This window comes from Phaeodactylibacter xiamenensis (genome assembly GCF_000759025.1).
GTDB classification, from domain to species: domain Bacteria; phylum Bacteroidota; class Bacteroidia; order Chitinophagales; family Saprospiraceae; genus Phaeodactylibacter; species Phaeodactylibacter xiamenensis.
This window is the reverse complement of the sequence record NZ_JPOS01000039.1, coordinates 275,108-296,896: the sequence shown is the minus strand read 5'-3', so window position 1 is coordinate 296,896 and position 21,789 is coordinate 275,108. Positions and strand designations below refer to the sequence as shown.

The following is a 21,789-nucleotide window of genomic DNA, read 5'->3' as shown; positions in this document are numbered from 1 at the left end:
GGTCAGTCGTTTTGAAAGAGTTCCTGCAAAGTTACCAACCGGTAGCCACGCTCCCGCAGCTCACCGATCAGCGCCTCCAAATGTAGGTAAAATTTGTCAGCCCGGTCCGGATTAGTGCCAATGTGGAGGAGCAATAAAAAGCCATTTAACCCATTCGCCTGCGCTGCCTCATAGTCCAGAATACTTTGGAAAATCTGCGCACTGCTCCGGTAGTTAGGCATATTCGACGTGGTGTAATCGGCATGCGAGAGGGTGCCATAGGTCATATTGATAAGTTGCAGGCCGGCATCCGCTGTCCACTGCACGATGCTGTCGTTGTACCACTCGTAGGGGGGCAGAAACCAGGGCGCTTCCAGGCGGGCGATGCCCAGCTTTTCCATTTTGACGTAGTTGGCATTCAGATCACGGAGGAAGCTATCACGGGTCACGAGCAGGCTGTCCCGCGCCGACCAGGGCGCATATAGCAAATGTTGATCAGAATGCGCACCGAGGTAATGCCTATCAGCTTTGAGCAGCTGCACCAATGGCGCGTACCGCTCATAAAAGATACCTGTAAAGAAGAAACTGCCGGGCACCTCCTGCTCGCGTAGTACCTGCCGTATGTGGTCGCCACCATCGGCATATTCATGCCCGGTAAAAACGAGGGCAATCCGGGCCCGGGTAGTGTCACCACGGGTGAGGGCAACCGACTGGGCATTGGCCACCTGCACTCCTATCTTCAGTACCATTACCCAAATCCCAAATAAGCCCAAACAAAAAACTTTCCCCATTTTTGATGCATCGTTTACCCCATCAAGATAAATGAATCCAAAGATTTGCAATACCTTAAAGGCAAATCAATTCAGAATGCCCATCGAAATCACCGAAATCTGGGTCGACTTCCAGTCCTTCCCCCTACTCTACCAGCGCCTTAAAATCGGCTGGATCAAAGAGTGCGGGGAGCGGCGGCGGGAGGAGGCGATCTGCCTTCGCGCTTGGATGTGCTTGAGAAGCTCCGGCGGACAGGGAAAGCGATTGAACTGGCTGATCAAGAATACGCGGCAGGGGAAGATGTACGGGACGGTGCCAATTGGCAAGTGATGCCCTGAGCCCGTCTGTCAGGTCGCCCCGTATAGCTATCGGGACCAAAGTCCCCAACAAGCTTGAAGCAAAGAGCAACCTACGTAACATTGCTTTTGGGTTTTCAAAACACTTTCTTCAATCATCGCTGTGCCGTTTGCGCCTGCGGTGCCGTGCTTAACACATAGGGACATAGGACACATAAGTTCACAATGACGCACACTATGTGACCCTATGTGCCTATGTGTTTCAAAAACACTTTCTTCAATCACCCCTGTGCCGTTTGCGCCTGCGGTGCCGTGCTTAACACATAGGGACATAGGACACATAAGTTCACAATGACGCACACTATGTGACCCTATGTGCCTATGTGTTTCAAAAACACTTTCTTCAATCACCCCTGTGCCGTTTGCGCCTGTGGCGCCCTGCTTAACACATAGGCACATAGGATACGTAGGTTCACAATGACGCACACTATGTGACCCTATGTGCCTTTGTGTTTCAAAAACACTTTCTTCAATCATCGCTGTGCCGTTTGCGCCTGCGGTGCCGTGCTTAACACATAGGGACATAGGACACATAAGTTCACAATGACGCACACTATGTGACCCTATGTGCCTATGTGTTTCAAAAACACTTTCTTCAATCACCCCTGTGCCGTTTGCGCCTGTGGCGCCCTGCTTAACACATAGGCACATAGGATACGTAGGTTCACAATGACGCACACTATGTGACCCTATGTGCCTTTGTGTTTCAAAACACTTTCTTCAATCATCGCTGTGCCGTTTGCGCCTGTGGCGCCCTGCTTAACACATAGGCACATAGGATACGTAGGTTCACAATGACGCACACTATGTGGCCCTATGTGCCTTTGTGTTTCAAAACACTTTCTTCAATCATCGCTGTACAGTTTGCGACTGCGGCGCCGTGCTTAACACATAGGCACATACGATACGTAGGTTCACAATGACGCACACTATGTGGCCCTATGTGCCTTTGTGTTTCAAAACACTTTCTTCAATCATCGCTGTACAGTTTGCGACTGCGGCGCCGTGCTTAACACATAGGATACGTAAGTTCACAATGACGCACACTATGTGACCCTATATGCCTTTGTGTTGCCATAACACTTTCTTCAATCATCGCTGTACAGTTTGCGCCTTCGGCGCTGTGCTTAACGCATAAATACATAAGTTCAAAATGACGCACACTATGTGACCCTATGTGCCTTTGTGTTTCAAAAACTCACTCCAATATATTTTCACCTCCCTACTTTCACTCCTCCGGTAACAACCTAAAGTATTCATTCACAAAAGTCTTCTGCCCCTGACGGACTATGTTCTCACAAGTGAAGTTAATGAGTAACGACTTAGGCACTTTAAGCAGCCTGCTGTAGGTCATCACCTGAGCCTCGAATATGGGCAGCATCTCCAACACCGCCTTAAGCTCAACCACCAGGCAATCTTCCACCAGCAGATCGCACCTCAAATCCGCCTTCACAATTTTACCCTTATAGTTTACAGGAACCTGCTGTTGCTGAGTCACTTTAATACCTCTTAGCTGCAGCTCATGCACCATACAAGCCTCATAAACACTTTCCAGTAAGCCCGGCCCAATTTCCCGATGCACTTCAATAGCTGCTCCGATCACCTCATAAGTCAATTTATCGAGATAATCTTTGGTCAGTTGCTTTTTCATAGTCTCAGATTTATGGTTAATGAATTCGCATTTTTCATTTAACTCTATCTTACCTATGCACCCTACATCCTTCTGAATCTTCCTTTAGAAGACATAAGTACAAAGTTAGCATCCACTATGTGCCCTATGTGCCTATGTGTTTTCTAATCCACGCCACCCTCACTATGCGCCCCTATTTCCAGTCTGGCTTTACCCGGGAGCCTCAAGCCTCCAAACAATACCTATATTCTGCCAGCAGCCTGCAAGAATATAGCAACATGACGGACGGCTGGATAAAATCTCTCAAAACCACGATTGAGTGTCCTCTTAAAAATTTCTGCTGCCGTATAAAAATAAAAGAAATGAAGTAATAAGGTACCGGTTCCGCCTGGCAATCAGTAGTATTGAAACAGGAAAAGCCTAAGCTAAAAAAAGCACTGCCCCACCCCAAACGGGATGAGGCAGCCTTGACATTTTCGGAAGCTTACTTATCGTATGACGTTCAGCTTCCCGATTCCCCTTACTTCTTGATTGTTTTCCATTATGCGGTATACGTACAGCCCGGCCTGCAGGTGTGCAGGAAGGTTACAGGATACAATTTGCCCCTGCAGCCCGCTTACGGGCCAGATGGCGACCTGACGTCCGAGAGCGTCCACAAGCTCCAGCGCGCCATTTTGGATGGTGGTGGGTAACTCCACAGATAGCGCCTCCCCAGCAACTATGGGATTGGGAAATGCTTTCGCCTGCAGTGGTTCCGCCGTTGGCTCTGAGGTAGAACTGATCAACTGAGTAATGTCATCTGAGATGGTGAAGGAAGTGATTTCGCCATTGGCGTCCACCCCGATATTGGCAGCCGTACGGGGCAGTCCCTTAGCGTAAATGAAATAACGGGTGGTGACTTGGCTTTCCCCCTGTGTGAGACCGAATGCATCAAGCATCAGTTGAGGAGCAGGCTGACCGCCTAATGTATAATTATTGACTGTAACCCTGTCCCGCTTAATCAACAACCCCTCGATACTGACCGGCTCCTGATCAGGCCCTTCCGGATTGGGCAGGATAACGGTGCCATAACCGGCAACCTCATAACTAACACTGTCCTGAATGGTCTGCCCCGCAGGTACATTTTGCAGCCCGAAGCCCGCAACAGTCACCAAAAAGTCTATGTTGTAAGTCTCTGAGTGGGTCCATGACTCTCCGTAATTAAGCGGAAATTTCAGGATATCCCTTCGTTGATTATACTGAATAACCAATTCAAGGATGGTAAGATTGTCCGTATCCATGCCCGTAACAGGAGCCAAGGGAACGGTAACCTGCTCTCCAATACTTCCCCAACTACCATAACCACTATCATCGATCGAATTGTAGTTGAGCCCGGTCTGTACGCCCAGCCCGCCCAATAATGTGGCGAATGAAGGCTCAGTGATATTGGCCTGCGGAAATAGCGGGCTCGAAGGCTCTTCATAATCTGCTGTAAAACTCCCATCCAGCGACAGACCACTAAAATCCCAGACTTGGCCTTCGCCTATCTCTGGCACAGATGCTCCTGTATGGTCCAAATACCAGGCCTTCGTCTGCATACCCGCCTCCAGGGTGAAATCCTGACGTTCAATGGTGATCTGAGCGTGTGCCAAAGCACCGAAAAACAATAGTGCAAATGTTGTAATAATTAGTCTCATCGGTAATGTTTTTTTAGTGAGAAGACAATTGTTTTTTGTAACTTGTCCTAGCTCCCACCTTGAGTAAACAAATAGGTCTTTTTGTGCAGTCCCAGACAAACGACTGGGGTAAAATAAGGTAGCTACCAAAATCAAAAAACTGATGAGACAAAGGTGAGGCAAAGTGCAGGAGGAGAGGTATCAAAAACCGATCATATCCTATCAAAAACCGATCAAACCCTTTTGAATACTAGCTTTTCGGCTGGTTCTTCGAAAAACTGCCGGGCGTTTCCCCGTATTTATCTTTGAAGCATTTGATGAAGTAGGCCGTGCTGCTAAAGCCGGTTTGGAAGGCAATTTCGGCCACGGTCCCACTCTGCTGCCTAAGCAAATCGGCCGCGCGTTGCAGACGGATGGACTGAATGAATTGATTGGTCGACTGATTGACCAGTGCGCGAAGTTTCCGGTTGAGCTGAGGCCGGCTCATGCCAATTTCCCGGGCGAGGACTTCTACGCTGAACTGCTCATCATCTATGTGGCTCTCTACAATGGCCAGCGCTTTTTCCAGAAACTCCTGATCGATGGAATTGACAGCGACTTCCTCCGGTTTAAGTTCCACAGCGGCGGCAAAGCGCTGCCGGAGCTGCGCCCGAAGCTGTATAAGGTTATGAATCCGTACCCGCAGCTCTTCGGCATCGAAGGGCTTGGCCAGGTAATCGTCCGCACCGGTGCGCAGCCCCTGTAGTTTTTCCTCCTGCTCGGCTTTAGCGGTCAGCAGGATAACGGGGATATGGCTCGTGCGCACATCCCCCTTTAAGGCAGCGCACACTTCATAACCATTTTTGCGGGGCATCATCACATCGCTCACAATCAGGTCAGGCATGTGCTCCCGGGCTTTTTCAATGCCGGATTGCCCATCGTTGGCTTCTATGATTTTAAAGGCTGTGTCCAGGCGCTGCCGGATAAACGCCCGGACTTCATCGTTGTCCTCGATCAGCAGTACGGTAGCCTCCGTTTGGGAGGAGGTGGGAACGCGTGGATTGTGCGCCTTTTCCCTTGCCGGTAACGGAGCCGCAAATGCAGTGCCTGATTGCACGGGAATTTCCACCCGCTCTTCCGCCCGCAAATGCCTGCTTCCCAACGGCAGGAAAACCCGGAAAACCGCCCCTTCCCCTTCCCGGCTTTCCAGCTCAATGCGGCCATGATGCAGCCGGACAAGTTCACGGCTAAGTGCCAGCCCCACACCGGTGCCCACCTCAGGGGAGGCTGACACCTGGAAAAACCGGTCAAAGACTTTACCCTGCTGCGCCTGTGGTATGCCGGGCCCTGTATCCGCCACACTAATACACAATTCCTGACCAGCCTGAGCCAGGTTTACCGCTACCCTCCCCCCGGAAGGCGTAAATTTTAAGGCATTGGAAAGTAGATTATTGACCACTTTTTCCAGTTTGCCCGCTTCGTAGTACAAATGAACCGAAGGCTGTTCACTTCTGAAGGAAAGGTTGATTCGCCGGTCCTGCGCCAGGGATTCAAAAGCAAAGACCAGGCTGCGTACCAGAGGCACCACATCCTGTTGACTCGCCCTCAGACTCATTTTTCCAGCCTCCAGCCTGGATAATTCCAGAAGCTCATTCACCAGATGGAGCTGATTGTTGGCATTCCGGAAAGCGATTTCCAGCAACTGCCGCTCCTTTGGCTCCGGCTGCCCCTCCAGCAACTGTTGTAAGGGCCCCATCATGAGCGTCAGTGGCGTGCGGAACTCATGGGACAAATTGGTGAAAAACCGGGTCTTCAGGGCATTAAGCTCTTCAAACTGTTCTTTCTTTTTGCGCAGAGTCGTAACGCGTTCAAATAAAGTAAAAAACAGTAATCCCGAGAAGAGCAATAGCCCAATCTGAAAACTGTACCGCAGCCCAAAGCTGCCAGGCAGTAGATCCGAATTGCCCAGTAAGAAGAGAATGCCTCCCCCAAACAATATCCCAAAAGGCCAAACCAAAGTGCGGGCAGGGCTTTGCCCCTTCCATGCCAAACGGGCAATCGGCCAGATGCAGAGCAGCGCCCACAACCCCAGGCAGGTATCGGTAATCTGCCTGGCCATCTGTAAATCGTTGAGTATCAAAATAAGCAGGTAGGGGGATACCGCCGTCCATCCGGAAAACCAGGCGTACACCTTATAATACCGGGGCATTTGCTCCCGCATTTGAATAAAATCAGCTACAAAAAGGTCCGTAAAAACCACGATCCCGGAAAGCGCATAGACCAACGCAGGTAAAGGATCGGTAGGCTTCGGAAATTCCCCCAACAACCCAAGAAGACCGTACCGGTCAGCAAAGTAAAGGGCCGCACTCAGCATCATACCGGCATAGAACAAAAAGACCCGTTCCCGGAAAATCCAGGCCATCAGCCCACCAAGCATTGCAAGCAGTACCAGCAAACCAGAGTAAAAAGCCTGCCAGGAGAGCCGGTCAATCATTCTATTCACGGTTGGCAATACCGGATGAATGGACAAATGACGGTAATGGCCCTCCGGTGTCTCTTCGTGAAAGTAGGTCTGAAAAAAGAGGGTTTGAGTTTGCCCCGGATCAATATGGAGCCACAAATACTGATAAGAAGAAGGTAGCCGGGCACTCCTGCCAGTTGTGAAACGGCTGTTGAACTGCTCATCGATCAGGCTGCTGTCCTGTATGACAAACAGGCGAACGGCATCTGCGTACATACAAAAACTTAAGGCCCCACGCAGCGTATGATCTGTGGCATTGAGCAATCGAATAGCAGACCAGGAACCTTCGGCCCCTACATCCTGCCCATTATCCAAATAAGGCTGAAGGGATGCCAGCGCTTCCTCACCACCAGGGAAGCTGTACAGGGTGTCTTCCAGCTCCACCTTTGCTTCCAGCGCATCTTGCAGGCGAAAAACGGGTATATCCTGCGCAGCCAGCCCCTCACCGAAGGCTACAAAAGCGGCAAGGACAACCAGAACTTTCATCTGGAAGGGGAATAATGGAACTAACTCGTTCCGTTTTTTTGCACACATCAAGCAAAAATACAGTTTTCGGGGGTAACCATTCCTACTTTATCGCTCAGCCAGACAGGAACCTCAGCCCATCTCCTTCCGCTGATGGTAAGAACGGCGCAGAATCCGCCCCGCCACCACTGGCATAAAACGATTGGCAAAACCATTCAGCTTTCCCAACAGGGTAAAAATGCGCCTGGCCTCGCGCCTTTCAATCATACGGATGATACGGGCAGCAACTACCCCAACGGGTTCCTGCTTGACAAAATCGCGGGATGGTTGCGGTATAAGCACTCCATCTTTATCATAAATGGCTTTTTGAGGATCGTTTTCGGTGAACCCAACAAAGGCAATGCCTACATGAACACCATGCTGCTCCTCTTCCACCCTGAGGGCTTCGGATAATGTTTTGAGCGCAACTTTGGAAGCACTGTACACCGCATGCCCCGGAATACCCCGGAAAGCAGCAATGCTAGATACAAAGAAAACCGTACCCCGGCTTTCACGAAGGTGAGGTAAAGACTGCTGTGTCACATACACACTGCCCAGGTAGTTGACTTCCGTTACCTTTCGGAAGACCTCTGGGGACAGCTCCCCTACATCGCCTTCTGCAGAAATGCCTGCGTTATTGACCACAACATCAAGTCGCCCGAAATGCTGTTGGGCCGCTTCCACCAAACGGGCACAGTCTGCTGGATTGGAGACATCCCCTGGCACCGCTGCAATTCCCTGATAACCCTGCTCCTGGAAAGCCTGCAGCGTTTGCGAAAGACGGCTGGCATTACGGGCATTGAGCACCACACAGGCCCCTTTGTCCAGTAATTGCGCGGCCAGCTCCCGCCCAATACCAATACTCGACCCGGTAATGAGAACGACTTTATTTTTCCAATCCATCAATGGTCCTTTTCTTACAACCCCAACTTACAAGATAGCTTGTTGTGTTGACAAAAATAGGAAGATTTGTAAACTATGCGCCCTACTACTCCCTGAGCACCACCAAAGGCAAACGGACAACTTCTTCTTTATGCCGCACCTCCACCCAGTAAAAACCCTGTGGCAGTACCTGTAGGGGCAATTGGCGCTCCCGGTCAGAACGCACTACAGTCAGCGTTTGCAGGCACTGTCCCTGAGCCGTAAGGATACGGACTACCGCCGGGACTGCCGGGCCGGACAAGGTGCAAAAACTCCGGGCGGGATTGGGCGCCAGAGACCACCCGCCAATCCCTACTGATTCAGACAGGCCGGTGAGGATACTTATTTCGTAGCGCACCAGGCTGTCGCAACCGGCATGGCTGAGATAGGTCTCCGTTACAGCTGTGTCGCCTTGAACAAGTACTCCTTCCCACCAGCCTGCTTCTGCAAGCCCGACTTCCACCACGGTGGTATCCTGTAGGGTCAATACATCCACATGATGCCAAACCACGCTATCTCGTAAGGGTGCCACAAAGCGCTCTTCCAGAATGGTATCTGCATATAGCGCCTGCCCCAGGTAAACCGCTCCCGGGCAAAGGCTGGCATACACCACGGAAACCAATACCGGCTTTTCAATCTGATGAGTTACCGTATTGGTAATGACGGGAGGGTTGAAATCGAAATAAATGCCCACCCGGTTTTCAATGAGGGCAGCAGGAAGAATGCCGGCAAGAGGCTGAATGGAAAAGGCAAAAACTCCATGGCTCTCCGGCTCATTGCTGGTGCTGTCGGGCAGCAAAATCTCCGGGTATTCGACCACCAATATCCGATCCGGCAATAAATGCCACTGATGCTCATGCGAACCACCCTCCGCCCGGAAAGTGCTCAGGTCAAGCTCTGCCGGGAGGGTATCCCGAATGGTCACGTTCCGGGCCATATCGGTACCTACATTCTGAAAGTGAATGGTGTACTGCAGTTCTTGTTCTGCGGGGATGAGGTGGTCGGGGCCAAACCCTCGGGGATAGGCTTCTTTTACATTGGGGTCATAAGCTCCTATGACCGGACGGCACTGCTCTGCTTCAAAGACACTCCCGTTGTCGTTGGGAAAGGCAGTTACCAGACCGGTATCCAGAGGCGCCAGGCAGCCTTGTGCTAAAAGTCGGATTGGTTCGGGTGAGGGGTGCCCTTCCGGCTGCGCAGCTTCCAGCAGATAGGCGGTGGAATCGGCAGGCGCAGCAAGCAAGATGGATTCCCCCGGCAAAACTTCAAGCCCTCCACTCTGCAAAAGCACAATATCATCATTAACGATGTTGAGCTCGTAAGGCACAGGAATGCTCACCGGGCCAAAGCCGGTATTTTCGATTTTCCACTTCAGGCTGTCCTGCTCACAGCGGTAAGTCGCCCGGAGATTGCCCCCTTCCCAATCGGTCAAGCCAGGCGCGCATAAGGTATCCGGGCTGATACGTGCCTGATAGCAGAGCACCTCGCCAAGGATCAGTTGTTCGCAGTTCGGCTCCATTTGAACCACTACCTCACCTTCTGCCTCCACCTCAATAGTGCCCAGCTCAAAAGTCAGGGACGTATCGGTTTGCATACTCCAGGGCACAGAGGCAGATACCGGTGTCATCCTGCTATCAAAAAACAGCTGAATCACCACAGAGTCCGCAGATATCGTGCCAGCGTTATCATAATGCAGCACTATATTGGAGTGGAAGCACTGCCGGACCGGACTTAGCGCCATATCCAGTTCCATGAGGGGGCAGGAAACGGTTGGTGACACGGCGAAATTTACCTCGTGCGGCCCGGTTCCTTGCAGCATAGTATCGGCCGGACAAGCCTGCCAGTAGTCATTGGGCAATACCGGAGCGAGCGTATAGGCAGTGGTGTCATTGGGGAGATAGCCGACATAGTAGCCCGTGGCGGTGGGTGTGAACACCTGTTGAGGCCCGTCCTGTCCTTCCAGCAGCAGTTGCCCATCGGGGAGTCCTGGCCAATCCGTACTGAAAGTACAGGTGAGGGCTGTATCCCAGACCATTTGCCCCTGTACCAGTTGCTGACTGGAAAAGTTGGGCTGATAGGCCATAATCTCCTGACTACCGGTGATCAATTCAGGGGTGCCATCGCCATTTAGGTCTGCCCGGCAGGCATTCTGATATAAAGCCGGGGGCAGGTAATGATCAAAGGGCGATGGCAGGAAAGGGGTGGAGATAAAACCCGTTGCCCCTACATTAAAGGAGAAGCCTTCCCCGGTCACATAATCCGGCAAGCTGTCTGTGTTGAGCCTTTCCTCAGTGATTATGTAAGTGTTTCCAGCATAGCCACGCTCCAATGCGGGCGTAAATGCCTGCTGAACCGTATCATAGGACACCATTCCCAGCACCCCCTGAATGCCTTGAATAACGTACCGCCCACGTAAATCCTGCCGCCCATCCATGTCATAGTCCCCGGCAAACAAATGGTCTACGCCAAACATGCCCCCGATTTCCTGCAAATCGCTAAACTGACCACTCGCCCCCTCTTGGAGGGCAAAAAATGTCCCATCATTGAGACGGAGTACAAGGTCTGCATCCTCATCCTGATCAAGATCATCCATCAGAATGCCGGAATACGCATAAGCGGCCCCGAATTGGCCCGGGAGCACCACCTGAGGGGTTAAGCTGCCTCCGTTGCTCCATTCATTCCATAACAGCACCACTCCGCTTTCGCGCGTAAGCAGCACGATATCCTGATCGCCATCCCCATCGGCATCAGCGACATCAAAATGATGCCCCTGCCGGAGTTCAAACTGTGGAAAAGACAGGGTATCCCCTGTGCTGCTGTTCCAAATCACCGGCAACCAATTCACAGCACCGGAGGAGAAGGTTCCTACACCATCTGGCAAATCGTCTCCATCGAAGGCAGCAAACTCAAAAAAGCCAAGCCCGGCCGGAGCATCCCACAGTGAAACCGGCGTTTCAAAATTTTGACCTGCACCTTCGTTACGCAACCAGGCGATGCCTGTATCATCGCAAAACATTAGATCGGTTTGCCCATCTGAATCCCAATCCCAGGGCAGGATATCCCGCAGGAACGACGTAGTACGGTTGAGCAAAGCGGGTGAAGCCTGGCTGTTTAAGGAGCCCGTTCTCCAAAAGATTGGAACAGAACCGGACAACAGGTCATTATCGTCGCCATAGGTAAGCAGATCGGCTATACCATCTCCGTTGAGGTCAGCCGAAACCAGTTTGACCCCGGTTGGCGTGCCATCGATCAGGTTATTGGTGAAGCCAAGCTGACCGTTCGGCATACGCTCCATCCAGACATAGCCCAGATTTTGCTGATAGGCAATAAGGTCCGTGTCCCCATCTTGGTCTGCATCCGCCATCGTGTGGGCAATCATACCAGAAGTTTCTCCGCTTTGCCAAAAAATCTGGGCCTCCCCCCAGGTTGCTAATTGAAGGTAAGCCGTATACGCCCGGTCGTAGGCGCCGTGACCAGTGTGGGAATAGACCGCATCGGGGAAGCCATTACCTGTGACGTCCACGACTGACATATCACAGTCAAACCAGGCATGTTTGTCGGGTTCAGACTCCAAAAAGCTCCGATATAGGGCGCTATACGCCTCCCCTGTCCATTCCAAAACATGCAGGGTCAGTTCCGTACTTTCTGAGGTGTGATAATTTTCCAGCATTAAAATATCGAGGTCACCGTCCTGATCTACATCTGCCAGCTCCATGTCCACCAGGGAAGGATGATGTACAACATCGCTGTAGACGAGTTGGGGTACGAAAGCCTGACCATTGCCAGCGCTAAGGTTTACCCATACCACATCAGCATCCAGCCCGATCACTACATCCGGCCAGCCATCGCCATCTATATCCCCGACCTTTAACCGCTCGTAAGGCTTTACAGGACCGTGATGGTAAGGCTCATTACTGCCCGGCTGCAGATGCCCCAAGCCATCGTTGGCCCAATACGGTACCGTTTCCCGTGCGCGGTAGGCATCCACGACATCCAGATCGCCATCCTGATCCATATCTGCCAGCTCAAACTCGCCCTGAAAGTTGCGGCTGACGGCCCAGGCCGAATCACCGTACAAACGCGGCCAGGACAGGTGGCCTTGTCCGTCCAGATTCTCAAAAACTGCAATGTGCCCGTCCCAGCCATTACAGGTCGCTACCACATCCTCATCTCCGTCACCGTCCATATCCCCGGTTTTCACCACCATCAGGTCGAAGCGGTCCATTATGACCTGCACGTTCTCCCGCTCCAGTTGGGCGTGCAAATTCCAGCAAATCATCCCGCCCAGCAGGCTCAGCAAGGCTCTTTTTGTGTAGCGTACCATCATGATATTCTTTTTCATGCTGCTAAAATGCAGGTATTGAGAGGGTGCTGCAAGAACAATTTATACTATTTATACAAGCTTTAAATTATCTTTACAATTGATTTTCAATTCTTTAAACTATAAAAACTACAGATTGAAACGCCCGGTTGCCTTCCAGCTTTTGCAAAGTTTCCGTTCTTCAGAGATTCAGTTGTTCCATGTTTTTCTGGAAAGCCCTGCCTTCAACCGCAGGCAGGAGATGCCCCTGCTGCTGGATTACTGGCGGCAAAACCGGGCCGAACCACCGGACGCCCGGGCCATTTTTAAAGCGGCCTGCCCCGGGCAGCCCTTCCGGAAACAAGATTACTACCTGCTGCTTAGCCGTTTTCACAAACTGGCCGAGCAGTTCCTGGCCTGGCAGGCTTTTCAGCAGAATGAGCAGGCGCATTACACCCACCTGCTGCAAGCACTCCGGCAGCGACAGCAGCAGCCACTTTTTCAGCGCAGTATGAAAAAGGCGCGAAGCCTGAACAAACCTCAGGACAACCACGCTGCCGACAGCCTGCACTTCGCTTACCACCTGGAGCGGGAGCAGTACGACTTTATCGACAGCCACGACCGTACCAAGCCAACCAACCTGCAACAGGCCACTGATTTGCTCGATGCCTATTACTTTGCGGAGAAGCTGAGGCAAACTTGCCTGGCACATGCCCGCTCGGTCATCAACCAGGAGACTTACAAAATCGGCATGATCCCTGCTATTGAAGCGGAAATTAAAAAACGCCCCAGCCTGTTGGAGCATCCGGCAGTACTACTCTACCATGCCTGCTACCAGGCCGTGGTGGTAACGGGCGCACAGCGTAGTTTCCAGCTGCTGCGGCAATACATCAGGGTGTATAAAAAAGGCTTTCCCAGGCAGGAAATCCGGGATTTGTATTTGCTGGCCATCAACTACTGCATCCGGGCCCTCAATTTCGGGGACACCGCCTTCGCACAGGAAGCCCTGCAGCTCTATGAGGAAAGCCTGAAGGAAGGTTACCTGCTCGAAGATGGTTACCTTCCCGAATCCACCTTCAGCAATATGGTGTCCCTGGCCCTTAAACTTGAGTATTATGAATGGGTGGAGGCGTTTATCGGTAATCATTCGGACAAACTAAAACCGGCTTTCCGGGAGTCTTTGCCCTGGTATACTTCTGCAAAACTGGCTTACGAACTTGGGGATACCGACCGTGTACTGCAGCTCTGCGCAAAAATCGAGGCCCGCCAGCCTTTCCTTTACCTGGGCACCAAAACCCTGCAACTTAAGGTACTTTGCGAACAGGAAGAGTGGGATGCCGTAGACAGCCTGCTGGAAAGTATGCGGGTGTACCTGCAACGGCATAAAGATGTGGGCTATCACAGGGAGCACTATCTGCTGCTGCTTCAGTTTACCCGCCGGTTGCTTGGCCTTATACCCGGCGACCTAAGCAAGATATTTGAGCTCGCTGCTGAGGTGGAAACTACCAAAAACTTCCGGGAAAAACCCTGGATGCTAAGACAGATTAGTAAGAAAGTAAAGAGATAAAGTAGTATTACTATTAAAAACCGGGTACCCAAATAATCGGGCACCCGGTGGCGTTATCATTCACTAAATACTCTATCTTAGAACAGACCAAAACGGATGCCCAGGTTTAGGGCCAACCCATTAATGTCGCTGCTTTGAATGTTGACCAGCTCGTTGCCCGGGTTACTGTACTCGTAATCCAAACCTGAAGTAAAGCGGTAAGACGCACCTGCAAACAGGCGGGCATTTTTGATTAGGTTAACTTCAGCCTGTACGCCCGGCTCTATAAAAAAGAAGTAGTCCTCGCCAAAGGGATCCTCGCTGAAATCCAAGTCTCTCTTGTAGTCCATAGAGGCTTCCCCACCGCCAATCGTCAGCGGAAAGCTAAAGTGCACGAGGTTGTCAGGGTTGAGGATGTACTCCGCGCGCACGCCACCGTAGCGCAGGTCGAGGTAAAGGCGGTCGTCCATTTCCATCTCAGGGGTAAACTCATTGAGGGTCGTATAGAAAGCCGCGCCCAGCGCAAAACGCTTGTTGAAAATCACTCCGGCACTGCCCTGAAAACTGTGCGCCGTTTGACCGGCAGCCTGCGTGAGCTGATAGCCCGGCGCTACGTAAAACCCGATCTCAGCGCTACCGCCACCATTATCAAAGAGTGTCTTGGGAGCGTTATCTTGTGCGTTAACAACAAACAGGCTGCAGAGCAGCATAGCGAAAGTGAAAAACGTGTACTTCATTGCGTTTAATTAGTTTAGCTTTTGTTAATAATAGTAAAACTACTCTATAGACAACTCATACTTTGATTGGTTCAGGGAGCGATAAAAAAATTCAACTTTTTTTATCACCTTTCCGGCTTAGCGAGGGTGTTTTCGAAACGCCGGCCTTTTTTCGAGCTGATCTTCAGGGCTTTAACTTTATTGGTTTTGCCAGGGCGTTTATGTATCACAAAACCATCGTACAGCATCCCATCTACCGTGTAGGCCCGGTACCGGATTTCCTTCTCCATGACCTCTACTACCTGAAAAAGCTGCGTATTCTCAGCCGCCCGGTCCATCCACGGCTGCTCGGTAATGGAATACATCTTTGGGCCACTCACAGAGACGACATAAACCACCTTTGAATCATCCTCATAGGGATTGGTACCGGTAATCAGCCCCTGACCCCGGGCGTAGGAATGATCATGCCCCTGCAGCACGAGGTCTACCTGATACTGATCGAGCAGCGGTTTCCAAAGCTGCCGTACCTCCTCACACTGCCGGTCACCGGAAGGAGAAATGACCGGATGATGAAAGGTGACGATCGTCCACCGGTTGGGGTTATCTTTGAGCACGTTAGCGAGCCAGTCCGCTTGTCTTTCAAAATCGGCATTTGAGTCCATAGAGATAATCCTTGCGCCCTGATAGTCCACATAGAAGCACTGGTCTTCCAGCCCTTCCGGCCCGTTATTCGGGAAGTTGAACTGTGCGCCCCAAAACGGGGAGATGCCTACCTTGCGCTTTTCGGCATTTTTGATGTATTCGTGGTTGCCCGGAGGCACCACCACCGGTATCGAACGATGAATAAAGCCGCCCGCCTGAAACCATTCGCCCCACTCGTAGTCGTTTTGGCTGTGATTGATGAGGTCTCCGGCGTGCAGTACCCAATCCGCCTGTGGTGCTTCCCGGTAGGCGGCACGTATCGCTCTTGACCAATGCTCATGCAGATCGTTTTGAGCATCGCCCAGATATAAAAAGGTGAAAGGCTCCGGCCCCGCCGCGGCTGTGCGGAACTGCACCCACTCGCTCCAGTAGTCGCCGGCACCTACCCGGTAAGCATATAAAGTGGCGGGTTCGAGATCCTTAAAGGTAACTTTATGATAGGCCGCCCGGGCAAACTCGGAAACCAACAGCTCAGTTGCTGCCTGATAATCCTTTTCATACTCGTCAAACTCCGGAGAAGGGTCTGCCAGCGCGATTTCAGCGAAAGCTGTCCGCACCTCCGCCCGGGTACGCCAGGTGACCGTTACTGAGGTGGCAGGGTCGGCAGCAGGCGTGAGCAAGATACGGTCGGGCCACCACTGCGGCTCGTAGCGAATTTGCAAATGCTCAGGGGGCAGGTTCTTCTCCGGAGGCTGCGCAAGGCTCAACAGGGGCAGCATCGATACCCAAACGAGGAGTGTTACTTTCTTCATCAGTCTTTTTGTTTTTGTCGCTTTGCAAAGGTGGGATGCTCCTGCCGTTCCCGTTGGCAATGAGGTTGCACATGCTGGTAGACAGGTTACCTGCTACCCGGAATTAGGTAAGCTGCTTAGCTCATTACCCTGTTTTAGGTAACCTCTACCTAAAATTTTCAATGCCGCATTTTGCCTAACAAACGGTATTGAACCCTTCCCGCCCATGCTTTTACTTTGCAGAAATCAACTTATTTAAATCTAGTCTAAATAAAAGCCATGCGAATACCTTTACTCCTATTCGGCCTGATAGCCGTTGCATCAAGCCTGAATGCACAGCAGTTTCGGGAAGTCACCTGTGGGCCGAATTATACCTTATCCACTTATTTTAAATTTGGGAATCAAGAGAGCATCAGCCTCGAGCACAATGCCTGGGACATTGCCTTTACTGCACAAGGCCTGCAGGATGCGGGCATCTTCCTCAATGAAGCGGCTGGGTTGGAAGGCACGGAGCTGGAACTATTCCTGATCCCCGGTGCTGAATTTTCGGACAACATCGACCTCACGCAGCTGGGCGAACGGCTCCTCAATGATGAAACCAACTGGACTAACGGAGGTGCTTTCAACCAAATGCGCGACCCCGGCAATCCACTGGACTATGGCTGGGGGCAGTATAATCCGGCTACGCAGTCTGTGCAGGGACAAGCCCTTTTTGTGCTCAAACTGCGCAATGAGACTTTCAAAAAACTGGAAATCATCAGCCTGGATGGTACTACCTACCACTTCCGCTATGCGAATCTGAACGGCAGCGATGAACAGTCGCATACCCTTAACAAAGCAGACTTTCCGGATAACGATTTAGTATACTGGTCATTCAGCAGTAATGTTGTGGTGGACTTTATCCCTAAGGCAGGTGACTGGGACTTGCTTTTCACCCGCTACTCCACCCCATTGGATGATAATGAAGGGAGTACCCTCAACTATCTGCTCACCGGTACCCTTTCCGGTCCTGGCGTGGAGGTCGCTCAGGTCGATGGCATTGACCCTGCCACCATTACCTTTGAAGGGTACGAAGATTCCCTGAGCACCGACCTCGACATCATCGGCCATGACTGGAAGAACTTTGATCTGGGCACTTTTTCCTGGGCACTGCCTGCCGACCGCGTCTATTTTGTAAAGGCCGCTAATGGAGAAGTCTGGAAGCTCTTCTTTGTCGACTTTGAAGGGTCGAGCACCGGCAATATCGTCTTCCAGGAAACCAATATGGGCATCGTCAATACGGTTGATCACCCCCTGTTTGAAGACCTGAGCGTTTTCCCCAATCCTGCCCGGGAAAGAGCTACCGTCGCACTGACGCTAAAACAAGCCGCCCCGGTACAGCTGAATGTATTCAATGCCACCGGACAGTCCGTTTGGTCGGCTGTAAGTGAAGAGCCTGCCGGTTTTCAAACGGTAAGCATTCCGGTAAGCCACCTGCCCGCCGGCACCTACTGGCTGCAGGTGCAAACGCCCGGCACGGCACCGATCTCCCAACCCTTAATCGTAGCCCCATGAACCGGTTTCTAATCCATTTTCTGGGTATACTTACCCTGGGGCTAAGCCTGAATGCTTGTCAAAACGCCCCGTCCGCTACCGAACAAGCCACACAGGAGACTTCCTATGAGCGCCTCGTCTCTCTTTCCGGCAGCGTCACCGAATTGCTGTACGAGCTGGGGCAGGGCGATAAAATCGTAGGCATTGACGTGACGAGCACCTATCCGGCGGCACAGGTAGCGCAGCTGCCAAAGCTCGGGCATGTACGTCAGCTCAATGTAGAGGCGCTGCTCAGCCTGCAGCCCGACCTGGTGCTGGCGGAACGGACAGATGAAGCCTCCGCCGCCCTGCAGCAACTGGAAGCCGCCGGAGTGGAGGTGCTCTGGCTCGACGGTTCATTTACGCTGGACAAACCCCTGGCGCAAGCTGAACAGATCAGCGAAAAGCTGGGGCTGAACGAGGAACTGATGCGGCTGCGCCAAACCTACGAAGCCGACAAAGCCAAGCTGCAGCAAGCCCGGCAGGCGATGGAAGAAACCCCAAAAGTACTTTTCATCTACGCCCGCGGCAAAGGCAGCCTGATGGTAGCCGGGAAAAACACGGCTGCTTCCGCCATGATCGAACTGGCGGGCGGACAGAACGCCGTGCAGTCCTTTGAAGGCTTCCGCGCCCTATCCGCAGAAGGCCTGATGGAGGCACAGCCCGAGGTATTGCTGCTGTTCGACAGCGGGCTGCAGAGCCTGGGCGGCGTGGAAGGCCTGTTGCAAATCCCCGGGCTGGCGCAAACGCCGGCGGGGCAGCAAGGTCATATCATTGGCATGGATGGCTTGTACCTGCTAGGCTTTACGCCGAGAGCAGCCCGTGCCGCCGCGGATTTATCCGGGCGGCTGCAAGCGTTGCCGGATGCCTACACGCTGAATTAAAAAAAACATGATACAAAGCCTGCCCAAATACCGTTCCCTTTCCCGTTTGCTGTCGCCTCCCGTGCTGACGCTGTTGCTGGCCATTTCTGCGCTATGCGCCCTGCTGATCGGGGCGTACAGCCTGCCGGTACAGCAGGTCGGCCTGGTGCTGGGCGAGCGCCTGCTGGGTTTGGAAGCCGGGCTGCCACAAACGCTGACTTACCTGGTCTGGGACATCCGCCTGCCCCGCATCCTGCTGAGTGTATTCGTGGGCGGCGGCCTCGCCATTGCCGGGGCAGCGGTGCAGGGGCTCTTCCGTAATCCGCTGGCCGACCCGGCGCTGATTGGCGTGACGAGCGGGGCGATGGTGTTTGCGGTAGCAGGCATTTTGTTTTCCGCCTCCGTTCTGGGCGTGATTGGAAGCTGGCTGGGTTACGCAACAGTCACAGTAATGGCCTTCACCGGCAGCCTCCTCACCACCTTCCTGGTTTACTGGCTGGCGAGCAGCAAGGGCTACACCTCCGTAGTGACGATGCTGCTGGCGGGCGTGGCCATCACAGCCCTGGGCGGTGCCCTTACCGGGCTGATGACCTACTTCTCTGACGAGGATGAGCTGCGCGATATCACCTTCTGGACACTGGGCAGCCTGGGCGGTGCCAACTGGCAGATGCTCGCGCTGCTGGTACCGCTGGTGCTCCTGCCTGCCTTTATCCTCTGGCGGCAGTCGAGCCAACTCGACCTGCTGCTGCTGGGCGAGCGGGAAGCGGCCTACACCGGCGTGAATACGCAGCGTACCAAATGGATCGTCATCGGCTGCGCGGCGCTTATCGTGGGTGCCTGCGTGGCGGTGAGCGGGGTGATTGCCTTTGTGGCGCTGGTCGTCCCTCACCTGGTAAGACTGATACAGGGGCCGCGCCACCGCAGTTTGCTGTTAGGCTCCGCCCTGCTCGGCGGATTGTTAATGGTCTGGGCGGATACCGCCGCCCGCACCCTGATTGCACCCGCTGAATTGCCAATTGGCATCCTGACGGCTCTGCTCGGCGCGCCATTTTTTATCTGGCTATTGCTCAAAACCAAACGCAGCTTATGATCGAAGCAAACCACATCGGAGTACGGAAGTCAGGCCGCTGGATTCTGCGGAAAGCAGGGGTACAGGTACGTGCCGGAGAACTCGTAGCGCTCATCGGTGCCAACGGGGCCGGCAAATCGACCCTGCTGAAAGCCGTGGCGGGAGAGGTTACGCCGGATGAAGGTGCGGTAAGCATCAACAGCAAAATTTTGGCAGACTGGCCGGCTGCCGGGTTGGCAAAAGTCCGGGCTGTGCTCAGCCAATCAGTCCAACTGCCCTTCTCCATGCCCGTGATCGACCTGGTGGAAATGGGGCGCTATCCGTATCAGGGGCAGGAACCGGGCGGGCGCACCCGGGAGATTGCCCGGCTTTGCCTCAAACAGGTGGGACTGAGCGGGTATGATGACCGGGACATCCGCACGCTTTCCGGTGGAGAACAACAGCGGGCGCAGCTGGCGCGGGTACTAGCGCAAGTGCACCGGGAGAGCGAGTCCGGTGAGCGTTTTTTACTGCTCGATGAGCCCACCGCCAGTCAGGATATTGCGCAAAAGCAGCAATTGCTCAGCCTTTTGCGAAAGCTGGCGGATGAGGCAGGCCTTGGCATACTCACGATCCTCCACGACCTCAACCTGGCGATGCAGTACGCCGACCGGGTCGTGCTGCTGCGCGGCGGGCATTTGCTGAAAAGCGGCCCACCCGAAACGGTGCTCACCCCCGAGGGGATTGCACAGGGGTTTGGGCTTAAAGCCCGGGTGGTGCGGACGCCAGGAGAAGCCTTGCCACATATTCTCACCTGCCCTACGGCGGTGGATCTTTTTCAAAATGAAGAAACAGCTATACCATGAAGACAACAACAAGCATTAATCCGGAATTACAGGCGCGGTATGAAGCGCTGAAGTCAGAACAGCCCAAACTGCGCATCCGCAATGCAGCGGAGGCACTGGGCGTAAGCGAAATGGAATTGCTCGAGCTGCAACTGGGCAGCACCGCCACGCGCCTCAGCGGGGGCTGGCAGAGCCTGCTGCAGGAGGTGGAAAGCCTCGGCCATGTGATGGCGCTTACGCGCAATGAATACGTTGTGCATGAACGTAAAGGCGTATACCACAACGTCTCCTTTATGCACGACGGCAAGATGGGCGTGGCAGTCAATCCCGATATCGACCTGCGGCTGTTCATGTGGGAATGGGAATACGGCTATGCGGTGGAAGTGCCGGGCCGGGGCAAAGTGCTGCACAGCCTGCAGTTTTTCAATCAACGCGGAGCGGCAGTCCACAAAATATACCTGACCAACAAGTCGGACCAAGCCGCCTACGAGGCATTAGTCAACAAGTACCGGGCGGAAGACCAAAGTACGCCTGCAACCGTAGACCATAGCCCGGTAGCGGCGCCTAACGTGATCCCGGACTCAGAAATCGACGCAGCCGCTTTTCAGGAAGAATGGCGCAAGCTGCAGGACACGCATGATTTCTTCCCCCTGCTGAAAAAGTACGAGCTGCAACGGACACAGGCCCTGCGCCTGGCGCCGGAAGGCTTTACCCAAAAGGTGCCCAACGAAGCAGTGGTTAAAGTGCTGGAAGCGGCGGCAAAAAACGAAGTGCCGATTATGGTCTTCGTCAACAGCCCCGGCTGCATCCAAATCCACACCGGGCCGGTGAAAAAGCTGATCCCGATGGAGCAGTGGTTCAATGTGATGGACCCGGACTTCAACCTGCACCTCAACCTAGAGGGCATCGCGGAGAGTTGGGTGGTGAAAAAGCCGACCAAGGATGGCATCGTTACCGGCCTGGAAGTGTACGATGCACAGGGTGAGCTCATCGTGTACTTCTTTGGCAAGCGCAAGCCGGGCATTCCGGAGCTGGAAAGCTGGAGGGAGATTATAGATGAGAAGTTCGACCCTGCCTGCTTGCGCATGGCAGGCAGGTCCGCTGGAGTCGAAGCCACTATTTAAGTTTGAGTTACTATTGTACGACCCCA

Annotated in this window: 15 protein-coding genes; 7 read left to right on the top strand and 8 right to left on the bottom strand. The window is 53.1% G+C overall.

The window, feature by feature from the left end; translation table 11 throughout:
- Positions 1-2: 2 nt before the first annotated feature.
- Positions 3-770, bottom strand: a complete 768-nt coding sequence (locus IX84_RS17685; RefSeq protein WP_052516149.1) for a polysaccharide deacetylase family protein — start codon at positions 768-770, stop codon at positions 3-5.
- A gap of 76 nt (positions 771-846) precedes the next feature.
- On the opposite strand from IX84_RS17685, the gene IX84_RS17680 reads away from it, so the two are divergent.
- Complete coding sequence (locus tag IX84_RS17680) at positions 847-1,080, top strand: hypothetical protein (RefSeq protein WP_044223658.1); 234 nt, start codon at positions 847-849, stop codon at positions 1,078-1,080.
- Positions 1,081-2,334: 1,254 nt separating this feature from the next.
- Here IX84_RS17680 and IX84_RS17675 read toward each other — a convergent pair.
- From IX84_RS17675 to IX84_RS17650, 5 genes are all read right to left on the bottom strand, one after another.
- On the bottom strand, positions 2,335-2,757 hold the full coding sequence (locus IX84_RS17675; RefSeq protein WP_044223656.1) for a GxxExxY protein: 423 nt from the start codon (positions 2,755-2,757) through the stop codon (positions 2,335-2,337).
- Positions 2,758-3,224: 467 nt separating this feature from the next.
- Positions 3,225-4,412 carry a T9SS type A sorting domain-containing protein gene (locus IX84_RS17665; protein WP_152605120.1) on the bottom strand — a complete coding sequence of 396 codons (1,188 nt, stop codon included), beginning with the start codon at positions 4,410-4,412 and terminating at the stop codon, positions 3,225-3,227.
- 229 nt (positions 4,413-4,641) lie between these two features.
- Complete coding sequence (locus IX84_RS31180) at positions 4,642-7,377, bottom strand: ATP-binding protein (RefSeq protein WP_052516146.1); 2,736 nt, start codon at positions 7,375-7,377, stop codon at positions 4,642-4,644.
- Between the two features lie 111 nt (positions 7,378-7,488).
- Entirely contained in the window at positions 7,489-8,298 is an 810-nt protein-coding gene (locus IX84_RS17655; RefSeq protein ID WP_044223651.1) for an SDR family oxidoreductase, read from the bottom strand.
- An 85-nt stretch (positions 8,299-8,383) separates the two neighbouring features.
- Entirely contained in the window at positions 8,384-12,658 is a 4,275-nt protein-coding gene (locus IX84_RS17650; protein ID WP_044223650.1) for an FG-GAP repeat domain-containing protein, read from the bottom strand.
- Between the two features lie 115 nt (positions 12,659-12,773).
- Here IX84_RS17650 and IX84_RS17645 point away from each other — a divergent pair, with 115 nt between their 5' ends.
- Positions 12,774-14,183 carry a hypothetical protein gene (locus tag IX84_RS17645; protein ID WP_152605119.1) on the top strand — a complete coding sequence of 470 codons (1,410 nt, stop codon included), beginning with the start codon at positions 12,774-12,776 and terminating at the stop codon, positions 14,181-14,183.
- Between the two features lie 77 nt (positions 14,184-14,260).
- Here the strand turns inward: IX84_RS17645 and IX84_RS17640 are convergent, their stop codons facing one another.
- On the bottom strand, positions 14,261-14,899 hold the full coding sequence (locus IX84_RS17640; RefSeq protein WP_044223647.1) for a hypothetical protein: 639 nt from the start codon (positions 14,897-14,899) through the stop codon (positions 14,261-14,263).
- Between the two features lie 104 nt (positions 14,900-15,003).
- On the bottom strand, positions 15,004-16,332 hold the full coding sequence (locus IX84_RS17635; RefSeq protein ID WP_052516144.1) for a purple acid phosphatase family protein: 1,329 nt from the start codon (positions 16,330-16,332) through the stop codon (positions 15,004-15,006).
- A gap of 258 nt (positions 16,333-16,590) precedes the next feature.
- Between IX84_RS17635 and IX84_RS17630 the strand changes: the two genes are divergently transcribed.
- From IX84_RS17630 to IX84_RS17610, 5 genes are read left to right on the top strand one after another with little or no spacing between them, the layout of a single operon-like run.
- Positions 16,591-17,865 (top strand): T9SS type A sorting domain-containing protein, encoded by a 1,275-nt coding sequence (locus IX84_RS17630; RefSeq protein WP_044223646.1) that lies wholly within the window; start codon positions 16,591-16,593, stop codon positions 17,863-17,865.
- Complete coding sequence (locus IX84_RS17625; protein WP_044223645.1) at positions 17,862-18,767, top strand: heme/hemin ABC transporter substrate-binding protein; 906 nt, start codon at positions 17,862-17,864, stop codon at positions 18,765-18,767. Before IX84_RS17630 ends, IX84_RS17625 begins: the two co-directional genes overlap by 4 nt.
- Positions 18,768-18,774: 7 nt before the next feature.
- Complete coding sequence (locus IX84_RS17620) at positions 18,775-19,836, top strand: FecCD family ABC transporter permease (RefSeq protein WP_044223644.1); 1,062 nt, start codon at positions 18,775-18,777, stop codon at positions 19,834-19,836.
- Positions 19,833-20,660 (top strand): heme ABC transporter ATP-binding protein, encoded by an 828-nt coding sequence (locus IX84_RS17615; protein WP_052516142.1) that lies wholly within the window; start codon positions 19,833-19,835, stop codon positions 20,658-20,660. The genes IX84_RS17620 and IX84_RS17615 overlap by 4 nt, the downstream gene beginning before the upstream one ends.
- The gene (locus tag IX84_RS17610; protein ID WP_063978283.1) at positions 20,657-21,763 is read left to right on the top strand and encodes a hemin-degrading factor; all 1,107 of its coding nucleotides are present in this window, start codon (positions 20,657-20,659) and stop codon (positions 21,761-21,763) included. The genes IX84_RS17615 and IX84_RS17610 overlap by 4 nt, the downstream gene beginning before the upstream one ends.
- Positions 21,764-21,789 lie beyond the last annotated feature (26 nt).

Coding starts and splice junctions, on each gene's coding strand:
- IX84_RS17615 (WP_052516142.1), top strand. CDS start 19,833: ATGATCGAAGCAAACCACATCGGAGTACGGAAGTCAGGCCGCTGGATT.
- IX84_RS17610 (WP_063978283.1), top strand. CDS start 20,657: ATGAAGACAACAACAAGCATTAATCCGGAATTACAGGCGCGGTATGAA.
- IX84_RS17685 (WP_052516149.1), bottom strand. CDS start 770: ATGGGGAAAGTTTTTTGTTTGGGCTTATTTGGGATTTGGGTAATGGTA.
- IX84_RS17650 (WP_044223650.1), bottom strand. CDS start 12,658: ATGAAAAAGAATATCATGATGGTACGCTACACAAAAAGAGCCTTGCTG.
- IX84_RS17680 (WP_044223658.1), top strand. CDS start 847: ATGCCCATCGAAATCACCGAAATCTGGGTCGACTTCCAGTCCTTCCCC.
- IX84_RS17655 (WP_044223651.1), bottom strand. CDS start 8,298: ATGGATTGGAAAAATAAAGTCGTTCTCATTACCGGGTCGAGTATTGGT.
- IX84_RS17635 (WP_052516144.1), bottom strand. CDS start 16,332: ATGAAGAAAGTAACACTCCTCGTTTGGGTATCGATGCTGCCCCTGTTG.
- IX84_RS17630 (WP_044223646.1), top strand. CDS start 16,591: ATGCGAATACCTTTACTCCTATTCGGCCTGATAGCCGTTGCATCAAGC.
- IX84_RS17640 (WP_044223647.1), bottom strand. CDS start 14,899: ATGAAGTACACGTTTTTCACTTTCGCTATGCTGCTCTGCAGCCTGTTT.
- IX84_RS17620 (WP_044223644.1), top strand. CDS start 18,775: ATGATACAAAGCCTGCCCAAATACCGTTCCCTTTCCCGTTTGCTGTCG.
- IX84_RS17625 (WP_044223645.1), top strand. CDS start 17,862: ATGAACCGGTTTCTAATCCATTTTCTGGGTATACTTACCCTGGGGCTA.
- IX84_RS17665 (WP_152605120.1), bottom strand. CDS start 4,412: ATGAGACTAATTATTACAACATTTGCACTATTGTTTTTCGGTGCTTTG.
- IX84_RS31180 (WP_052516146.1), bottom strand. CDS start 7,377: ATGAAAGTTCTGGTTGTCCTTGCCGCTTTTGTAGCCTTCGGTGAGGGG.
- IX84_RS17675 (WP_044223656.1), bottom strand. CDS start 2,757: ATGAAAAAGCAACTGACCAAAGATTATCTCGATAAATTGACTTATGAG.